Raw genomic sequence first — 18408 nt, forward strand, 5'->3', positions numbered from 1 at the left:
CGGGCGCCGATATCGGAACATCTTCCTCAACCGATCAGGCGCAGAACCATCTCCATATCCAGATGCTGCTCGACGGCGTCGGCAAGCCGGTCGAGTTGACGTTCGCGGTGGGCGTCGAGGTCCACCCGGCGGGTGTCCTCGGCCGGCAGCCCGAGGCAGGCGAGCAATGCTTCGCAGGCGTCGGGGCCGTCGAACAGCCCGTGCAGATAGGTACCCATGATCTGACCATCCTGGCTGACGGCACCTTCGTCTCGTCCTTCGAGACGCATCAATGGCCGTGAAAGCGCCTCGCCCCGGCTGACGCCCTGATGAATCTCGTAGCCGTGGATGCTGCAGCAGCCGTCGGCGGTGTCGATGCGCCCGCTGACGCGTTTAAGGCGCTCGTCGGGGCGCATGGTGGTGGACATGGCAAGCCAACCGAGCCCTTCGACGCCGCCGGGCTCGCCCTCGATGCCGTCAGGATCGTCGATCCATTCCCCCAGCATCTGAAAACCGCCGCAGACACCCAGCACCCGCCCGCCGTAACGCAGATGGCGACGGATACGCTCATCCCACCCTTGGCTGCGCAGCCAGGCCAGGTCCGCCCGGGTATTCTTGCTGCCCGGCAACAGGATGACGTCGGCATCGGGCATCGGCTGGTCGGGGCCGACCAGGCTCAGGCTGACGCGAGGATGCAGGCGTAGCGGATCGAGGTCGGTGTGGTTGCTGATGCGCGGCAGGGCCGGCACCACCACCTTGAGCATGTCGCCCCCTGCGTGATCAAGCCGCTGCTCCAGCGACAGGCTGTCCTCGGCGTCGAGCCACAGCCCCTGCAGGTAGGGAAGCACGCCGAGCACCGGCCTCGCCTCGCGCTCGGCCAGCCACTCAAGCCCCGGTTCCAGCAGCCCGATATCGCCGCGAAAGCGGTTGATCACGAAGCCCTTGATCCGCGCGTTTTCGGACGCGCTGACCAGCGCCAGGGTGCCGCATAGCTGGGCAAAGACGCCGCCTCGGTCGATATCACCGACCAGCAGTACCGGGCAGTCCACCGCCTCGGCGAAGCCCATGTTGGCGATGTCGCCTTCGCGCAGATTGACCTCGGCGGGGCTGCCCGCCCCTTCGGCGATGATCACGTCGAAGCGCTCGGACAGCCGGCGATGGCAGTCCATCACCGTCTGTCGGGCGGTGGTCTTGTAGGCGTGGTAGTCCAGCGCGGCCATGCTGCCGTGGACGCGACCGGCCAGGATGACCTGGGCGCCCTTGTCGCTTTCGGGCTTCAACAGCACAGGGTTCATGTCGCTGTGCGGCGCTACGCGGGCAGCCTGGGCCTGCAGCGCGGTGGAGCGACCGATCTCGCCGCCATCCACGGTGACGGCACTGTTCAGCGCCATGTTCTGGGGCTTGAACGGGGCCACGCTGAACCCGCACCGTGCCAGCACCCGGCACAGACCGGCGACCACCGTGGACTTGCCGGCATCCGAGGTGGTGCCCTGGATCATCAGCGTTGCCATGCTAGCGCTCCCTTACAGCTCGATACCCTTCTGGGGGTTCGATCAAAGCTCGATACCCTTCTGGGCCTTGATGCCTTGATCCTTGAAGGCGTGCTTGACCACCTTCATCTCGGTGACCGTATCGGCCAGTTCGATCAGCGCCTGGGGCGCGTGGCGCCCGGTCACCACCACGTGCTGCATCGCCGGTCTGGCCTGCAGGTCGTCCAGTACCCGGTCGAGATCCAGATAACCGTAGCGCAGGGCGATGTTCAGCTCATCGAGCAGTACCAGCGCGATATCGGGATCCTGAAGCAACTTGCGGGCCTTGTCCCAGGCGGCTTCGGCGGCGGCGACATCGCGCTCCCGGTCCTGGGTGTCCCAGGTGTAGCCCTCGCCCATGACGTGGAAGGCCACTCCGGGCTGGCGGCGATAGAAGGCCTCCTCCCCGGTAGAAAATGCGCCCTTGATGAACTGCACCACGCCCACCTTCATGTCGTGGCCCAGCGCCCGGGCCAGCATGCCGAAGCCGGATGAACTCTTGCCCTTGCCGGGGCCTGTCAGCACCAGCAGCACGCCCTGTTCCTTGTCGGCACTGGCGATGCGCTCGGCCATGATCCGCTGCTTGGCGGCCATGCGCCGGGCGTGGCGCTCGGGATCAACATTCTTCGGAGTCTGTGTCGTGGGGGATGGCGTCGTAGGGGACGTGTGCGTCATGGGAAACTTCCTTGGTGGGGCGCGGCGGATTAAGCGACGAGGCCACCCGCGGCATGAAGACGGCGGCGCCATCGACCTCGGCGACGCTCAGCGGCTGGTCGTAGAGCCGCTCCAGGGCGGATGTGACCAGCATATCGTCGCGTGGTCCCCAGCAGACCGCCCCATCGGGATACAAAAGCAGCAGATGGTCGCACCAGCGCGCCGCCAGATTGAGATCGTGCAGGCACATCACCACGGCGGCACCCTGGCTTGCCTGTTCGTCGAGCAGCGCCATGGCGGCCACCTGATGATGCAGGTCGAGGTGGTTGGTCGGTTCATCCACCAGCCAGATCTGCGGCGCCTGGGTCAGCACCGTGGCCAGGCTGACCCGCTGACGTTCACCGCCGGACAGGGTCGCCAGCGGCCTGTGGGCCAGGTGAGCGATGTCGAGGCGTTCAAGCGCCCCCAGGGCGCGCTGGACGTCGTCCTCACTTTCGTTCTGCCAGGCCCGGAGGAAGGGATGGCGGCCGATCAGCGCGGTCTCTAGCACGCTGGCCGGAAACTCATCATGGCGCTCCTGGAACACCACGCCCAGACGCTGGGCAACGGCACGCCGGCGCAAGTCGGTCAGCGGCTGGCCGTCCAGCCTCAAGCGCCCATGGCGCGGCGCCCTTAACCCGGCCAGGGTGTGCAATAACGTGCTCTTGCCGGCGCCGTTGGGCCCGAGGATGCCCCAGCGACTGCCGGGCTCGATGGAAAACGACAGCGGCTGACCGTCCGCCCTGCCGGGCACGTCGATCACCAACGCTTCGCAGGACAGCGAACAAACTGGCAGCGCCTGGTCGGTGGATGCGGGTGTGACAGCCATGAGCGCCCCTATCCCTTGCCGTGGCTGCGATGCAGCAGGTAGAGAAAACTCGGCACCCCGATCAGCGCGGTGATCACCCCTACCGGCAACTGCTGGGGGGCGATCAGGGTTCGCGCCAGGGTATCGGCCAGGGTCAACAGGCAGCCTCCGGCCAGCAGCGAGGCCGGCAGGATCAAGCGCTGGTCGGCACCCAGGCGAAGGCGCAGCATATGCGGCACCATCAGGCCGACGAACCCCACCGATCCGGCGGTGGTCACCGCGGTGGCGGTGGCCAGGCTCGCCGCCAGATACAGCCCCCATTCCAGCGGGCGCACCGCCACGCCCAGCGCCAGCGACTGCTGACCACCCCGGGCCAGCACGTTGAGGGTCCGCCCCAATGGCACCAGCACCAGCGCTGACAGCGCGGCGATCACCAGTACCGGCCAGGGACTGCGGGCGTAGGCCATATCGCCCATCAGCCAGTAGAGCATGCCCGGCAGCTCCTCCACCGGGCTGACCGCCAGCAGGAAGGTGATGATCGCGCCCCAGCCGGAGGCCATGACGACCCCGGTCAGCAGCAGGCGGGCCGGCGACCAGCTGCCGCTGCCATGGGCCAGGCCAAATACCACCAGGATCGACACCAGCGCACCGGCAAAGGCCGAGGCCGAGACCAGCGCCGCGCCAAGGCCAGCCAGCATGGCACACAGCGCCGCCACCGAGGCCCCGCCGGAGAGCCCGAGCACATAGGGGTCGGCCAATGGATTGCGCAGCAGTACCTGCATCAAGGCGCCGGCCAGGGCCAGCAAGGCACCGGTACCGAAGGCGGCCAGCGCACGGGGCAGGCGCAGCTCCCACACCAGGGTCTGGTGGAGGGGGCTGCCCTGCCCGGTCAGCGTCAGCCACAGCTCCATCGGTGACAGCGCGACGCTGCCCACCGACACGGCCAGCACCACCGACACCACACCGAGCAGCGCCAGCAGGCCCAGCGGCCGACCTCGCCGGGTGGGCCGAAAGGTAGCGCTGGAGTCAGCGGCGTTCACGGGCAGCATCCAGATGTTGGCACAGGGCTCGGGTGCCCTCGACCAGGCGCGGCGTCGCCCGCTGCACCAGGTCGGGGTTGATGAAATAGAGGTTGTCGCGGGCCACCGCGGTCATCTGCGGCCACTGGCGCCAGGCATCGAGCCAGGTGGGGTCCGCCTTGCCCATGCCGCCGGTGATGATGACTTCCGGGTCCGCGGCCAGCACCGCCTCCCGCGACAGTCGAGGCACCAGTGGCGCCTCGTCGGCGAATAGATTGACGCCGCCACAAAGTGACAGCGCCCGACTGATCCAGTGCTCACCGTTGACGGTCATCAGCGGCTGCTCCCATACCTGATAGAAGACCTCGACCGGTGCTGCGTCAACGTAGCGTTCGCCGAGGGCCGCCACCGATTCTCGCAGCTCCCGGGCCGCGGTGTCGCCGGTATCCGCCGAACCGGCCAGGCGGCCGAACCGCTCAAGCGTTGTGGCGATCTGCTCGAAGTTGGCGGCGTCCGAGCGGAACACCGGCAGGCCGAGTTCATCCAGGCGTTCGACCTGCTGTCCAGGATTACCGCCGGCCCAGGCCACCACCAGGTCGGGGTCAAGCGCCAACAGCGACTCGAGGTCGAGTCGATCGTAGCTGCCCACCTGGGGCAGCGAGCGCGCGGCCTCGGGATAGTCGCTGAAGCTGACTACCCCCACCACCCGCTCGCCGGCCCCCGCCGCGAACAGCATCTCGGTGACGCTGGGCGACAGCGCCACGATACGCTCTGCCGGCGCCGCCAGGCATAGCTCCCGCTCGGTGTCATCGACAACACAGATGTCGCCGTCCCCGTCGGGCGAAGAGGACGCCATGGCGGCACTGGCCAGCGCCGACAGCACCAGGCCAGCGCTGGCCGAGACAAGCGAGCGGCGCATGATCACAGGTTGAAGCCGACGCTCAGGTAGGCGGCACGTCCCGGGTTTTCGTAGTCCCAGAGTGTGCCATTGCTCGCGGTCACGTACTCGCGATCGAAGACGTTCTCGAGCGTCAGGTTGGCCTTCCAGTCCGGCGCAAAGGCCCAGCCGGCGCGCAGGTCCAAGGTGCCGTAGCCGGCCAGACGCTCGTCGTTGTCGACGTCATTGTAGCGGTGGTCCTGGGCGACGAAGGAGGCCCCCAGATTCCAGTCACCCAGCTGGCGATCGGCGTCCAGGCGCAGGGTCTGGGAAGCGCGCCTTCTCAATTGCTTGCCCGTGTCGCGGTCTTCCGGGTCGGTATAGGCGACGCTGGCGGCCAGGGTCCACTGGTCGAGCTCGAGCCCGGTGGCAAGCTCCACCCCACGAATTCGAGCCTCATCCACGTTGACCAGACCGTCGTCCCCCGATGCGATCAGATCATCGACGTTGGTCTGGTAGAGCGCCAGATCCCAGAACATTCGCTGGTACTGGCCGCGCAGGCCGAGCTCCCAGGTTTCGGACTCTTCGGCGTCAAGGTCGCTATTGCTGTAATTGAAGAACTCTGGAAGATATAGGTCGTTGAAGGTCGGGGCACGGAAGGCGGTGCCGTAGCTAGCACGCAGGGTGTGCTGATCGTCGAAGGCGTAGCCCAGTGCCAGGTGGCCGGTGACCTCATCGCCGAACGCCTCGTTGTCGTCGTGGCGCAGGCCCGCCTGCATCGAGAATGGCTCAAAGTCCATCAACGCCTGGGCGAACACCGCCACATTGTCGCGACTGGTCTCTTGGTACTCGGTGGTGCCATCGACCTTGTCTTCCTGATACTCGGCGCCGGCGATCAACTCTTGGGCGCCCAGCAGCAGGGTATTGTCCCAGCGCGCGGTACGCGTCTCGGTATCGATCACCGAAGTGCCAAAGGATTCAGAATGCGACTCCAGCTCATCGCGGGCCTCGCTCAGGGTAAGACGCGACGACCAGATATCGGTCACCGGCATCTCGGCGTAGACACCGGCCACCTGCTGCACATAGTCGGAGTCACCACCTTCGTATTCGTTGTTGCCACGGGCACGTAGTCCCAGCAGTCCGAGGTTGGCGCCGTTGTCGAAGGTGTGAGACAGGCTCACCAGACCCGAAGTGTTGTCGTAGGCCTTGTCCTCGCCGCCATCGCGAACCTCGGTGCCGTCGCTGTCCAGGCGGGTGGCGCTGAACTGGTAGGAGGTGCCGCCCTCGCGGCCCGACAGACTGGCCGAGGCCCGCTGGGTATTGAAGGAGCCGGTACCGAGCTGCACGCTGGGCGTCGGTCCCTGTTCATCGGGCTTGTCGGTGAACAGCTGAACCACCCCGCCCACCGCGTCGGCACCGTAGAGCGCACCACGAGGCCCGCGGACCACCTCGATGCGCTCGAACATGCGCGGCTCCAGGTACTGCCAGGCAGGTGCTCCAGTGGTGGCCGAGCGCAGGCGGATACCGTCGATCATCATCACAGTAGCGGAGCTGTCAGTTCCGCGAATAAAGACGCTCGCCTGCTTGCCGAAGCCACCGCTGGTGGACACGTCCACACCGGGCACGCCGCGAAGGGCGTCGGGAATGCTGACCGGATCGCGGCGCCTTAGCGCCTCTTCATCGATGACGCTGACCGAGGACAGCGACTGACTGGCGGTACGCGGCGAAAGCGTCGCCGACACCACCAACGGGTCGAGTTCGGTGGCGGGCTCGGTGGTGGGCTCAATAGAGGCCTGTTCGACGGAGGACAGCTCGGCGGTCGTCACGTCGGAGGAAGCGGACTGCTGGGCGCTGGCCTGGCTCACCAGTAGCCAGGGGGCGGCGGCAAGGCCGACGCACAGACGCAGGCCACGGGAGCGGCAGGCAACAGAAAGACGAGCAGGGGCGAAGAAAGCAGACGACATGGTGTATCCCTTGGCACCGTGCGCACCCGCACGGCGTAGACCCTCGAAGGCCGAGGAGCGAACAGGGGACACAGAACGCTGGACAGGACACCCGGGAGCGTCAAGAACACCAAACTGACAGGCAAGCGCTGCGCGTCGGGACCCCACCGCCCCTTGGCATGGCTCTTCAGGCCGGTCTCCGGGCTGACGAGATGAACCATCGAAGCGTTTCGACGGTTCGGCGCGTTCGCCTTCCCGTGACTGGCTGAGCGGGACACAGGGTCCGGTCGCATCAGGGGTCAAGGACCCTGTCACAGTGGCGTGGTGAGCGCGCTTGACTCGATCACCGTTGCGGGGGCAGCGTCGGATTGGCACCGACTTCCCGTTTCACCCCTCGTGTCTATTTCTGGCCACGGCGTCTTGCGTCAGAAAGGACTGACGCCGTGGTCATGCTGGCACGTTTCGGGGCACCTGAGAGTGCGCGTAAGCTAGCAATCGGCACAGCGGGCGTCAACGAAAAGCGCCGTTCGGCTTATTCGATGGGGGGCCATGCCGGCTCTGTTCGCTCAGTCCGCCAGTCCGCTCAGTCCGCTGCGGCAGCATCCTTCCCATCGAGTCGCATGGTCAGGCCATGGCGAACGTAGTGTACCTGGCTTGCCAGGCGCACTGCGTCCTGGGACAGCCAGCCCATCAGATCACGCAGACGGCGCTGGGCCGGGTCCACCGGGACGATGCCGCGCCCCACCTCGTCAAGCACCAGCACGCGCCGTCCCGGCGAACTGGCCCAGCCAGTGAAGGCCTGGCGCCAGCGCTGGCCCAGCCGGTCATCGTCGGCACTTGCCGACTCGTTCTCACGTTCGTTCTCACGTCCGGCCCCAAGTTCGGCCTCGAGCCAGGCAAGCCAGCCGCTGATGACGAGGGTGTCGCCATCGTCGATGGCGGGACCAGCGCCAGCACCGGGCACCCGTCTCATCATCTCGTCGGCGTCGCGCCAACGTGCCTCGGGGTAGCGCTCGGCTACCCGCTGACGCTTGCCTGACGCGGTACCGCCGATGAAGACGTGCATGTGATGCCCTCTGCCTGTCGAATGAGTGTCCAGCGCCGACCTGCGGCCTGACCGACGACGCCCTCCCAGAACGGCACGCCCTCGAACTCTCGGCGCAGCTCGCGGATCACCCCGCCGTGGGTGACCACCAGCACGCGCCGGTGGCCGGCCTCGACGGCGGCATCGAAGATGGCGCCAAGGGCCAGCGCCAGCCGGTCACGCAGGTCCTGGGCGGATTCACCACCGGGAGGCGCCAGCTCCCCGGCGCTGTCGATCCACTCCCGGTAGACCGGATCGTCCTTGAGCTCTTCCCAGTTGCGCCCCTCGAACTCGCCGAAGTCGTTCTCGCGCAGGCGTTGGTCCAGGCGAGGCTCCGGCCAGCCACGTCCCTCGGCGATATGGGCCAGGGTCTGGCGGCAGCGGGTCAGGTCGCTCGACACCACAGCGTCGAAGCGCTCGCCTTCCAGTTCCAGGCGAAGCCGATCCATATCGGCCAGGGCGTCGGGCATCAACAGCTCGATATCGCGCTGGCCCTGGTAGCGCTTGTCCAGGTTCCACTGGGTCAGCCCGTGGCGAACCACCACCAGCTCGAGACACACATCAGAAGCCATAGTTCTCCTCCCTCGATGGCACTGCCCAGCATATCGCCGTTGATGCCGTGAAAGGCTCGGATCATCCCCCGGGCGAAGACCCAGGTAAAGCCCCCGCTGGCGAGCAGAAGCCCCACCAGCCCGGCTACGTTCGTCCCGCCCGGCGCCAGCAGCAGTCCCGCGGAAACCACCACCAGAAGAGGAACTAGGGCAAGCGTCAGGTCGCGCCAGCCAAGGCCCTGCTGCCAGCTGTGGGCGAGTCCCTCGGGCCGAGCGGCGGGTACGCCGATGAGCAGCGCCACCGCGCTGGCTCTGGCCAGGGCGGGTACCACGACCAGCCACAGCAGAGCCCCGTCGGTCGTGAGCCACCACCACAACAGGACCGCCTTCCAGGCCAGCAGGAACACCAGCGCCAGCACGCCAAAACTGCCGACCTGCGGGTCCTTCATGATCTGCCAGCGGCGCTCGAGCGGCGCATTGCTGCCCAGCGCATCGGCCAGGTCCATCACACCGTCCAGGTGCAGCCCACCGGACAGCGCCACCCACAGCGTCAGCAGCACCAGTGTCTGGATCGGTGTCGGCAGCGCAGAGGTCAGCGCGGCGGCCACGGCCAGCAACACGCCGATCAAGAGCCCCACCAGCGGGTAGCAACGCGCCGCCCAGCGGCGGTTGGCGCCGTTCCAGTCGATCATCACCGGCAACGGTATCCGGGTAAGAAACTGGATCGCCAGCCCCAGCCCGGCCAGTGCCGGCAGCACTCTTGGCCTTTGATCACTCACTCGACTCTCCTCTACCCAGCCTGTTGCCCGCCCCTGCCCTCACGTCAGCGGTACGTTCCCCCGCCGGCTTCCACTCGATGGTCTGCCCCGCGACCACCTCCACCACCCGATCGGCGCACCGCGCCAACAGCAGGTGCAGACGCTGGAGCTCGCTCAGGTACCAGCGCACCAGGGCGTCCTTCGGCGGCAATTCCTCGTTGAGGTCGTTGGATACGACCACCAGCGCGATGTCACGTCGGCGAGCGTCCGCGAGCAGCGCTGCTAGTTGGTTAAAGGCGTCTCTCGCCGCAGCGCGCCGGGCGTCACGCTCGAGGCCGTCGGCAAACAGGCGCTGACTCGACCACAGCGTCAGGCAATCCAGCAGCACGGTGTCGCCTGCGCCCACCTGACGCCAGGCGGCCAACAGATCCTGCGGTGCCTCCAGCGTATGCCAGCGGCTGTCACGCCGGGCCTGGTGGCGCGCCACCCGCGTGGCCATCTCGCCCTCCTCGGCCCTGGCGGTTGCCAGGTACCAGAGCTGCCCCCGGGGCTTGTCGGCGTGGAGTGCCAGCGCCGCCTGTTCGGCAACGTGACTCTTGCCCGAACGCACGCCACCGCTGACAAAGGCGATCATCGGTTCTCTCCACGAGACTGGGCGTCGCCGAGCCAGTCGCCAAGCCATCTGAGCAGGCGATCATTGTCGGCGCGGCGCTGCAGCGCCACGCGAATCCAGGCGCCGTCCAACCCGTTGAAGGTGTGGGTGTGGCGAGCCAGACAGCCGTGCCGTGCCAGGTAGGACAACAAGGCTTCGCCATTGGCCTGCGACGGCTGGCCCGGCGGCCTGAACAGCACGAAATTGGCCTGGGAGTCCACCACCGTCAGGCCCAGATCGCGCAGGCCGGCCGTCAGGTAGGCGCGCTCGGAGTAAAGCCAGTCGCGCGTGCGACGCGCAAAGTCGCCATCGGCCAGCAGCTCGGGCACTACAGCGGCAGCCAGGCCGTTGACGCTCCAGGCCACCTGATGGTGTTGCAGCGCCCGACAGCGCTGCGGGGACGCCACCAGATAGCCAAGCCGCAGCCCCGCCAGGGCGTAAAACTTGGTCAGCGAGCGCAACAGCACCAGTGGCTCGCCCTGCTCCACCAGATCGGTGAGCGGGGCTTCGTCGTCGGCAAAGTCGACGAAGGCTTCGTCGATGACCACCAGGGTGTCGCTGCGCCTGGCCGCCGCCACCAGCGCTTCCACGTCACTTCTGGGAAGGCGCGTGCCGGTGGGATTGTTGGGGCGACACACAAACACCAGATCGACAGCGGCAAGGCGCGCCGAGAGCGCCTCGACGTCCAGCCGGAAGTCATCTCCGCTGAGCGGCAAACGCTCGATCTCGATGTCGTTGAGGCGGCATGCCCGGGCGTACTCGCCGAAGGTCGGCTCGATGATCAAGGCGCGGGCGCGACGATAGGCCCGGGCCACCAGGTGGATCGCCTCGGCGCCGCCGTTGGTCAACACCACCGACTGTGGCGCTATCCCCAGCGACGCCGCCAGGGCCGCCACGGCGCCCCGGTGCTCGGGGTCAGGATAGTGGCGCACCTCGCTCATGGCGCGGGCGAGCCAATCAGAAAGCCAGACCGGCGGGCCCAGCGGGTTGAGGCTCGCGCTCACATCCATGGTCGGTGTCACCGACGACAGGCCAAGTCTGTCGAGCAGCGCCGCGCCCTGGCCGCCGTGATCAGGCCAGCAAGAGCCCTGGCTCTGCGTTGGCGTTTGGCTCGCGCTTGTGTCGCTCAGGTGCTGATTGTGGGTCGATGTCATCGCACGGCCTCCAGCACCAGGATGATCAAGGCCAGCAGTGTCAGCACGCCCGCCGTACCGGCGTAGAGACAGCGAATCGCGGCGTCAATGTGACGCGCCTTTATCGTCTCGGTGGGCGTGCCCAGCCGCGCCCGGTCGCTGATCTGATCGCCGTAGCGGTTTACCCCGCCCAGCTCGACGCCGAGCAGATTGGCCACCATGGCCTCCGGCCAGCCGGCGTTGGGACTGGGGTGAGCCGGTGCCTGTCGGCACGTCGCCGACCAGGCGCCGCGCCTGCGCAGCCCCGGAACCACCGCAGCAAGACACCACATCGCCAGCGCCGTCAGCCGAGCCGGCAGCAGGTTGACCAGATCATCGAAGCGAGCCGAGGCCCAGCCGAACTCGCGGTAGCGATCGCTGCGATGGCCGACCATGGAATCCAGAGTATTGGCTGCCTTGTAGGCCAAGGCCAGGGGCGCACCGCCGAGCAGAGCCCAGAACAGCGGTGCGGTGATGCCATCGACGGTATTTTCGGCCACGCTCTCGACGCAGGCTCGGCTCACCCCTGCCTCGTCAAGCTCCCGGGTATCGCGCCCGACGATGGCCGAGACCGCGCGCCGCGCCTGATACACATCGCCCCTTGCCAGCGGTGTGGCCACCGCGCGGGCGGCCTGCACCAGGCCCCGGCAGGCAAGGCAGGTCCACAAAAGCAAGCCCTCCACCACCAGCGCCAGCCAGGGCGAGACGACACCGGCAAGGCCAATCGCCAGAGTGGCCAGCGTCCATGCAAGCCCCACCACCACCAGCGTGAGCACCACGCCCTTGGCTCGACGCGCCTGCGGCCTGCCACGATTGAGCCGCGCTTCCAGGGCGCCGATCAGTCGGCCCATGCCGACCACCGGATGCGGCAGCCAGCGTGGATCCCCCAGCCAAAGATCCAGCACCAGGGCGGCGAGCACCAACGCCAGCAACTCGGGGCTCAGTGGCGGCAGCGTCATGGGAACCACCACCCCCTGGCCGCGCTGTCGTCATCTACTCTCACGACGTCTGCTCGCCTCATGCCGACGGGCCACCCTCGACTCCGGCGTCGGCGAAGGTCGCCATCTCGCTGAGCATGGCGCAGGCACTGGCGAGCAGCGGATAGGCCAGGGCCGCGCCGCTGCCTTCGCCCAGGCGCAGGCCAAGTGACAACAGCGGCTCACCGCCGAGTGCGGCCAGCGCCTCACCGTGACCGGCCTCATCGCTGCGATGGCCAAACACCAGGTAGTCGCGCACGCCAGGCGCCAGCCGAGTCGCCGCAAGGGCCGCCACCGTGGCGATAAAACCGTCCACCAGCACCGGCGTGCGACCCGCCGCTGCGGCCAGGCAGGCCCCCGCCATGGCGGCGATCTCGAGCCCGCCCAGACACGCCAGGGTATCGAGGGCGGTATCGCCAGTGCCCCGTGCCAGCGCCCTGGCGATGACCTTGCGCTTGTGGGCCAGCCGCGCATCGTCGATACCGGTGCCACGCCCCACCACCTCCTCGGCGGAAAGCCCGGTAAAGGCGGCCAGCAGAGCGCTGCTGGCGGTGGTGTTGGCGATGCCCATCTCCCCCAGGATGACACAGCGGGAACCCGCTGCGCGGGCGCGCTCGACGGCTCGAATGCCGACCTCAAGCGCCGCCTTTACCTCGTCGGGACTCATGGCGTCCTCGCAGGCAATATTGCCGCTGCCCGCCCGCACCCGATCGAGCACCACACCCGGCACCTGATCGCTGGGCGTGGCCACCCCAACGTCGACGACCTCGAGCCGGGCATTGATCTGGCGGGCGAAAACGTTGATGGCGGCGCCCCCGCGGGCGAAGTTGGCGACCATCTGGGCGGTGACCGAGGCCGGAAAGGCCGACACGCCTTCCGCCGCCACCCCGTGGTCGGCGGCGAACACGATGATGGCTGCAGGGTCGACCCGGGGTAACGGCTCGCCGGTCATCGCCGCCAGATCCGCTGCCAGCTTCTCGAGTCGACCCAGGCTGCCGGGGGGCTTGGTCAGGCTATCGAGACGAGCACAGGCCTGGCGGCGGGCCTCAAGGTCCAGCGAAGGAATGCGGCCAATATTGGAGGAAAGAGTTGAAACAAGGGGTGAGTCGAGGGTCGAGTCAAGCGTCGAGGCGGGAGTAGAAGACGAGGACGAGGGCTGGTCACGCACGGCGATATCCTGATGGCACAAACGCCGCCCGGGCGGCGAATAAGAAAAAGACCGCCCGAGCCTTCCGACACGCGAACAGGCGGGCAACAAGCCGCCGAGCTTAGCAGATCACCGAAAGGCGATCTTCCCTCGGAAACGGATCCGAGATCCAGCGTCTATGCTGCAGGTCGTGCTGCAGGTCACGCTGCGGGTCGCCTTGCCTCATTCAAGCCCTGTTCGAGCCCCGTTCGAGGCCCCCGCATTCATCATGATTCGCCCGGACTACCGACGCCGCGACCGGGTGGGCGCGGCGTCGGTATCTATTCATGAAACAGCTCTACTGGTGAAACCGCTCGAGCGTGACCTCAGGCAAAGACGTTGAGACACCAGGTGATGGCGGGCACGGAGACCATGTCGATCAAGACGGCGCCACACAGCGGAACGATGATGTAGGCCTTGCTCGATACCACCTTGTAGTGGTCGCAGACGGCGCCCATGTTGGCGAAGGCGTTGGGCGTAGCGCCCAGGCCAAAGCCGATGAAGCCGGCGGAGAGTACGGCGGCGTCGTAGTTGCTGCCGAGCGAACGAAAGACCACCAGCGCCGCGATGGCCATGATCACCAGCGTCTGGATCATCAGGATCAGCGCCAGGCCAAGTCCCATGCCCTGCAGCTGCCAGATCTTCAGGTTCATCATGGCCATGGTCAGGAAGATCGCCAGGCTGACTTCTCCGATCAGATTGATGGCGCGCTCGGAGACCTCGACCAGGCGAAGGTGATCGTTCAGATTGCGCAGCACGATGGCCACGAACATGGCCCCGACGTAGCTTGGCAGCACGATGCCGAGTTTCTCTTTCATGAATTCGCGGCAGGCCAGGCCGATGACCATCACCGGTACCACCACCGCCATGGCCTTCAGTACCCGATGCGGGGTCAGCGTCTGATCATCTTCGCTCAGGTGCTCCTCGTGCAGATCGGCAAGCCCGCCGACCTCCTCGGCCTCGATGCGAAGCTTGAACCGCTCGATCAACCAGCGGGCGAGAGGCGCGCCCAGCAGACTACCGGTAATGACACCGTAGGTGGCCGCCGTCATGGCGGCGGTCAGGGCGCCGTCGGCACCGAGCGCTTCCGCCTCTGGCCCGAAGGCCGCCGCACCGCCAAAGCCGCCTTCCAGCGAAGGGCCACCCGCCATCAGGCCGATCAGGGGGTCGAGCCCGATCATCGAGGCGACGCCGATACCGATACCATTCTGCACCAGCACCAGGGCCCAGCAGGTCAACAGGAAGATCACCAGCGAACGCCCGCCCCTGGCCAGCACCGAGAGGCTGCCACCGAGCCCTACCGTGGCGAAGAAGGCGATCATCATCGGATCCTGAACGCTGGTGTCCAGATCCAGCGTCAGCACGTCCATCGATCGTAGCAGCCATACCAGCACGGCGAAGCCGATGCCCCCGACCACCGGCGTCGGTACGCACATGCGCTCGAGCCACTCCACCCGGCGCCGAAGCTGAATGCCCACCATCAGCAGGACCAGCGCCAGCGCCATTGTTTCCACTGCGTTCAAGCCTATATTCATCTGCCTTCGCTCTCCTTCGCCCTCGAAGGACACCCTCCTGGTGACTCTCGGTGCGCATACGCCAGGTGTCCGCCCCTAGACTACTGGACAAAAATTCAGGCATGAGAGGGGCCTATTTGTCGTGGAGCAAGCTTTTGCTCCCTCTTGTGTCCTCAGAGGTCCGCCCCACCCGAGGGAGGGCCCAGGCAGAAACAGCGGTTCAAACTCAGCCAGGGGAGAAGGTGCCAAGGGCCACGACCAATGACACAGAGGGCGATGACCAACGACACAGAGGGCGAGGTCACTGGCACCCTGACGGTCGAGTCGACGATGGCAAAGCAAATGAGACCGCCCTTTGGGCAGGCTCGAGGAAGTTGGTCATGCACAAGCAATGATCGTTTACTATGCTGTCTTGCATGCCCATCAAGGCACACTTTTAGCTGAGCCAGCAGACTCAGCCTTCCCTCCCCCTGGTTCCAGCCCAGCGGGCGGGGATCGGAGGAAATACAACGATACCGCCGGCCTTCACGCGCCGGCTGTCAGGACCTGACCAGCAAGCCGTACGTCGACCAGCAAGGAGAGCAGGCCAACACATCACTCCGCTGTATCAATGCCATGTCAATGACATCATTTAATTTAAGGGAACGATCATGAAAGTGTATTCGTCGGCAATACCTTCGCCCTGGAAGGGCATCGTGGCGGCATCGATTGCTGCGGTCGGCCTGGCAGCCAGCATTCAGCCAGCGTCCGCTACCGAAGAAGAAACCTCCTCCGAGGCGTCATCAGACAAGCCCAACATCCTGGTCATCATGGGCGATGACATCGGCTGGTTTAACACCAGCGCCTACAACAGCGGCATGATGGGTTACACCACGCCCAACATCGACAGCATCGCCGAAGAAGGCATCCGCTTCACCGACGCCTATGGCCAGCAGAGCTGCACCGCTGGGCGCGCGGCCTTCATCACCGGGCAGTCACCCAAGCGTACCGGTCTTCTCAAGATCGGCATGCCCGGCGATCCGCTCGGCCTGCAGCCGGAAGACCCGACCATCGCCGAGATCCTCAAGCCGATGGGCTACGCTACCGGCCAGTTCGGCAAGAACCACCTCGGCGATCGCGACGAGTACCTGCCGACCAACCACGGCTTCGACGAATTCTTCGGCAACCTCTACCACCTGAACGCCGAGGAAGAGCCGGAGAACGCCGACTACCCCACCGATCCTGGCTTCCGTGAACAGTTCGGCCCCCGTGGTGTCATTCGCTCTTCCGCGGATGGCCAGATCGAGGACACCGGCCCGCTGACAAAACAGCGTATGGAGACCATCGACGAGGAATTCCTGACCGCCGCCGAGGACTTCATCGAGCGCCAGGAATCTTCCGACACCCCCTGGTTCGTGTGGTACAACACCACCCGCATGCACATCTTCACCCACCTCAAGGAAGAGAGTGAAGGCCGCACCGGGCTTGGCGTCTACGCCGATGGCATGACCGAGCACGACGCTCTGGTAGGCCAACTGCTCGACAAGCTCGAAGAGCTGGGTGCCGACGAGAACACCATCGTCATCTATACCACCGACAACGGCGCCGAGAAGTTCACCTGGCCGGATGGCGGCACCTCGCCCTTCCGTGGCGAGAAGGCCACCACCTGGGAAGGCGGCATTCGGGTGCCGTTCATGATGAGGTGGCCGGGGCAGATCGAACCGGGCCAGGTGTCCAACGAGATCCTTTCGCTTGAGGACATGTTCCCGACCCTGATCGCCGCCGCTGGCGAGCCGGACATCAAGGAGCAGCTGCTTGACGGCTACACCGCCGGTGACAAGGAATTCAACGTGCACATCGATGGCTATAACGTGCTGCCCCACCTGACTGGCGCAGAGGACGCCGGCGAGTGGCCGCGCGACACCTTCTTCGCCTTCGTCGATGATGGTTCCCTGGGTGCCGTGCGCTTCGGCCAGTACAAGGCACACTTCAGCATCCAGGAGCACGAGGGCATGGATGCGTGGCGCCGTCAGCAGACGCAGCTCAAGGCACCGCTTCTGATCGACCTGCGTGCCGATCCGTTCGAGATGGCCCCGGAAGACTCTTCCTACTACGACGACTGGCAGCTGCGCCGCATGTATGCCTTCTCCCCTGTAGGCAAGATCGTGGCGGACTTCATGGCCACCTTCGAGGAATACCCCCAGCGTCAGGAAGCCGGCTCCTTCACGCCGAAGCAATAACGCTTCCCCCGGCAAGTCGACAGGAGGCCGCCCTTGGGCGGCCTCTTGCCGTTGTGCTCCCCGTTCAGCTCCTTGCTCAACCCTCGTTCAGCCCCCGTTTATCTCCTTATTCAGCCCCTAGCTCCGCTCCGCGTTCGTCCGAGACATCACGCAACTGGATATATAGACAGTATTCGGCTAGCCTTGCCGGCATGGATCACTATCATGACGACGGCCAGCAAAGAAGCGCTACGAGCCCCTTGAAGGGCCGCGGCGCGACCTATGATCCCGCCAATCGTTTTGCTCCCTCACGCAGCGAACAGGTGGACGACGGCTGGTGGCAAGAGGCAACGCCTGATCGCATCGCCACCGTCACCGCCACCGAGCGCGCCAAGAGCGCGCTGTCGTGGAACCGCTCGCCAGACCTGCCCTTCGATCGCTCGATCAACCCCTACCGTGGCTGCGAACATGGCTGCATCTACTGCTACGCGCGGCCCAGTCATGCTTACTGGGACTTGTCACCCGGTCTCGACTTCGAGACCCGCCTGATCGCCCGCACCGGCCTGGTGGAACGCCTCACCGAGGAATTGTGCAAGCCCGGCTACGTCTGCCGTCCGATCAACCTGTCCGGCAACACCGACGCCTACCAGCCCATCGAGGCCGAACACCGAACTACCAGGGCACTGCTCGAACGGCTGCTGCAGTGGCGTCATCCGGTCACCCTGGTGACCAAGAGCGCGCTGATCCTGCGCGACAAGGACCTGTTGAGTGAACTGGCAAGCCGCCGCCTGGTGCGGGTGATGGTCAGCCTCACCAGCCTGGACACCGAACTCAAGCGTCAACTGGAGCCACGCACCGCCTCACCCCGGGCCCGACTTCGGATCATCGGCGAACTTGCCGATGCCGGTGTACCGGTGGGCACCCTGGTCTCGCCGGTGATTCCCGGGCTTACCGACCATGAACTGGAGCGCCTGCTCCAGGCCGCCAGGGACGCCGGCGCCAGCACCGCCGGCTGGATGCTGCTGCGCCTGCCACGCGAGGTCGCGCCGCTGTTCGAGGCCTGGCTCGAGGCCCACTATCCTGAGCGCGCCGGCAAGGTCATGAGCCTGATTCGCCAGTGTCGCAACGGCCAGGACTACGACAGTCGCTTCGGCCACCGCATGCGCGGCCAGGGCGTCTTCGCCGAACTGCTCGACCAACGCTTCCGCAAGGCCTGCCGTCGCCTGGGCCTGTCACGACGTAGTGATAGTGGCCTTGATAGCGGCCTTGATACTGATAGTGAGCTTGATACCGAGAGCTTCAGGGCGCCCCACCGTCAGGGAACACTATTCTGAGGCTTGTCTAACCTTCGCTCGTCGACGTTTCGGATAAAGCCTCGCGAGACGCCACCGCCTCCAGGCCGCTATGCGCCAGCGCTGGTCCCATTGCCGCCTTCCAACTGTCCCTGGCTGCCGCCGGTGCCACCACC

16 protein-coding genes and 1 riboswitch are annotated in these 18408 nt (G+C 66.2%); of the genes, 2 read left to right on the top strand and 14 right to left on the bottom strand.

What is annotated here, in order from left to right; translation table 11 throughout:
- Nucleotides 1–26 precede the first annotated feature (26 nt).
- The 14 genes from NKF27_RS13265 to gltS all read right to left on the bottom strand — a co-directional run bounded on the left by NKF27_RS13265 (nt 27) and on the right by gltS (nt 14763).
- Nucleotides 27–1490, bottom strand: a complete 1464-nt coding sequence (locus NKF27_RS13265) for a cobyric acid synthase (protein ID WP_253552276.1) — start codon at nt 1488–1490, stop codon at nt 27–29.
- A gap of 42 nt (nt 1491–1532) precedes the next feature.
- Complete coding sequence (gene cobO, locus NKF27_RS13270; RefSeq protein WP_253552278.1) at nt 1533–2183, bottom strand: cob(I)yrinic acid a,c-diamide adenosyltransferase; 651 nt, start codon at nt 2181–2183, stop codon at nt 1533–1535.
- On the bottom strand, nt 2125–3030 hold the full coding sequence (locus NKF27_RS13275; RefSeq protein WP_253552280.1) for an ABC transporter ATP-binding protein: 906 nt from the start codon (nt 3028–3030) through the stop codon (nt 2125–2127). The genes cobO and NKF27_RS13275 overlap by 59 nt, the downstream gene beginning before the upstream one ends.
- A gap of 8 nt (nt 3031–3038) precedes the next feature.
- On the bottom strand, nt 3039–4058 hold the full coding sequence (locus NKF27_RS13280; protein WP_253552282.1) for an iron ABC transporter permease: 1020 nt from the start codon (nt 4056–4058) through the stop codon (nt 3039–3041).
- Nucleotides 4036–4947 (bottom strand): cobalamin-binding protein, encoded by a 912-nt coding sequence (locus tag NKF27_RS13285; RefSeq protein ID WP_253552284.1) that lies wholly within the window; start codon nt 4945–4947, stop codon nt 4036–4038. The genes NKF27_RS13280 and NKF27_RS13285 overlap by 23 nt, the downstream gene beginning before the upstream one ends.
- Before the next feature lie 2 nt (nt 4948–4949).
- Nucleotides 4950–6869: a TonB-dependent receptor gene (locus NKF27_RS13290; RefSeq protein WP_253552286.1), complete on the bottom strand. Its 1920-nt coding sequence runs from the start codon at nt 6867–6869 to the stop codon at nt 4950–4952.
- A gap of 151 nt (nt 6870–7020) precedes the next feature.
- Nucleotides 7021–7287: riboswitch (cobalamin riboswitch) on the bottom strand.
- A gap of 144 nt (nt 7288–7431) precedes the next feature.
- Nucleotides 7432–7914 (bottom strand): bifunctional adenosylcobinamide kinase/adenosylcobinamide-phosphate guanylyltransferase, encoded by a 483-nt coding sequence (locus NKF27_RS13295; protein ID WP_253552288.1) that lies wholly within the window; start codon nt 7912–7914, stop codon nt 7432–7434.
- The gene (locus NKF27_RS13300; RefSeq protein WP_045994588.1) at nt 7866–8504 is read right to left on the bottom strand and encodes a histidine phosphatase family protein; all 639 of its coding nucleotides are present in this window, start codon (nt 8502–8504) and stop codon (nt 7866–7868) included. Before NKF27_RS13300 ends, NKF27_RS13295 begins: the two co-directional genes overlap by 49 nt.
- Nucleotides 8456–9262, bottom strand: coding sequence for an adenosylcobinamide-GDP ribazoletransferase (cobS, locus tag NKF27_RS13305; protein ID WP_253552289.1), 807 nt, complete (start codon nt 9260–9262; stop codon nt 8456–8458). The genes NKF27_RS13300 and cobS overlap by 49 nt, the downstream gene beginning before the upstream one ends.
- Nucleotides 9255–9875, bottom strand: coding sequence for a bifunctional adenosylcobinamide kinase/adenosylcobinamide-phosphate guanylyltransferase (locus NKF27_RS13310; RefSeq protein WP_253552291.1), 621 nt, complete (start codon nt 9873–9875; stop codon nt 9255–9257). The genes cobS and NKF27_RS13310 overlap by 8 nt, the downstream gene beginning before the upstream one ends.
- Entirely contained in the window at nt 9872–11047 is a 1176-nt protein-coding gene (gene cobD / locus NKF27_RS13315; protein ID WP_253552312.1) for a threonine-phosphate decarboxylase CobD, read from the bottom strand. The genes NKF27_RS13310 and cobD overlap by 4 nt, the downstream gene beginning before the upstream one ends.
- Nucleotides 11044–12024 (bottom strand): adenosylcobinamide-phosphate synthase CbiB, encoded by a 981-nt coding sequence (gene cbiB / locus NKF27_RS13320; RefSeq protein ID WP_253552314.1) that lies wholly within the window; start codon nt 12022–12024, stop codon nt 11044–11046. The genes cobD and cbiB overlap by 4 nt, the downstream gene beginning before the upstream one ends.
- 58 nt (nt 12025–12082) lie before the next feature.
- The gene (cobT, locus tag NKF27_RS13325; RefSeq protein ID WP_301271160.1) at nt 12083–13210 is read right to left on the bottom strand and encodes a nicotinate-nucleotide--dimethylbenzimidazole phosphoribosyltransferase; all 1128 of its coding nucleotides are present in this window, start codon (nt 13208–13210) and stop codon (nt 12083–12085) included.
- A gap of 344 nt (nt 13211–13554) precedes the next feature.
- Nucleotides 13555–14763 (bottom strand): sodium/glutamate symporter, encoded by a 1209-nt coding sequence (gene gltS, locus NKF27_RS13330; protein WP_108448884.1) that lies wholly within the window; start codon nt 14761–14763, stop codon nt 13555–13557.
- A gap of 629 nt (nt 14764–15392) precedes the next feature.
- Here gltS and NKF27_RS13335 point away from each other — a divergent pair.
- Both NKF27_RS13335 and NKF27_RS13340 read left to right on the top strand, forming a co-directional pair.
- Nucleotides 15393–16961 (top strand): arylsulfatase, encoded by a 1569-nt coding sequence (locus tag NKF27_RS13335; protein ID WP_124803923.1) that lies wholly within the window; start codon nt 15393–15395, stop codon nt 16959–16961.
- Nucleotides 16962–17152: 191 nt separating this feature from the next.
- A complete protein-coding gene (locus NKF27_RS13340; RefSeq protein WP_253552316.1) occupies nt 17153–18274 on the top strand; it encodes a PA0069 family radical SAM protein in 1122 nt (373 codons plus the stop codon).
- Nucleotides 18275–18408: the final 134 nt, after the last annotated feature.

The organism is Halomonas sp. DN3, from assembly GCF_024137905.1.
GTDB classification, from domain to species: domain Bacteria; phylum Pseudomonadota; class Gammaproteobacteria; order Pseudomonadales; family Halomonadaceae; genus Halomonas; species Halomonas litopenaei.

Bases quoted from the DNA above. Each gene is read 5' to 3' on its own strand.
- NKF27_RS13265 (WP_253552276.1), bottom strand. From the start codon at position 1,490: ATGGCAACGCTGATGATCCAGGGCACCACCTCGGATGCCGGCAAGTCC.
- cobO (WP_253552278.1), bottom strand. From the start codon at position 2,183: ATGACGCACACGTCCCCTACGACGCCATCCCCCACGACACAGACTCCG.
- NKF27_RS13275 (WP_253552280.1), bottom strand. From the start codon at position 3,030: ATGGCTGTCACACCCGCATCCACCGACCAGGCGCTGCCAGTTTGTTCG.
- NKF27_RS13280 (WP_253552282.1), bottom strand. From the start codon at position 4,058: ATGCTGCCCGTGAACGCCGCTGACTCCAGCGCTACCTTTCGGCCCACC.
- NKF27_RS13285 (WP_253552284.1), bottom strand. From the start codon at position 4,947: ATGCGCCGCTCGCTTGTCTCGGCCAGCGCTGGCCTGGTGCTGTCGGCG.
- NKF27_RS13290 (WP_253552286.1), bottom strand. From the start codon at position 6,869: ATGTCGTCTGCTTTCTTCGCCCCTGCTCGTCTTTCTGTTGCCTGCCGC.
- NKF27_RS13295 (WP_253552288.1), bottom strand. From the start codon at position 7,914: ATGCACGTCTTCATCGGCGGTACCGCGTCAGGCAAGCGTCAGCGGGTA.
- NKF27_RS13300 (WP_045994588.1), bottom strand. From the start codon at position 8,504: ATGGCTTCTGATGTGTGTCTCGAGCTGGTGGTGGTTCGCCACGGGCTG.
- NKF27_RS13310 (WP_253552291.1), bottom strand. From the start codon at position 9,875: ATGATCGCCTTTGTCAGCGGTGGCGTGCGTTCGGGCAAGAGTCACGTT.
- cobD (WP_253552312.1), bottom strand. From the start codon at position 11,047: ATGACATCGACCCACAATCAGCACCTGAGCGACACAAGCGCGAGCCAA.
- cbiB (WP_253552314.1), bottom strand. From the start codon at position 12,024: ATGACGCTGCCGCCACTGAGCCCCGAGTTGCTGGCGTTGGTGCTCGCC.
- gltS (WP_108448884.1), bottom strand. From the start codon at position 14,763: ATGAATATAGGCTTGAACGCAGTGGAAACAATGGCGCTGGCGCTGGTC.
- NKF27_RS13335 (WP_124803923.1), top strand. From the start codon at position 15,393: ATGAAAGTGTATTCGTCGGCAATACCTTCGCCCTGGAAGGGCATCGTG.
- NKF27_RS13340 (WP_253552316.1), top strand. From the start codon at position 17,153: ATGGATCACTATCATGACGACGGCCAGCAAAGAAGCGCTACGAGCCCC.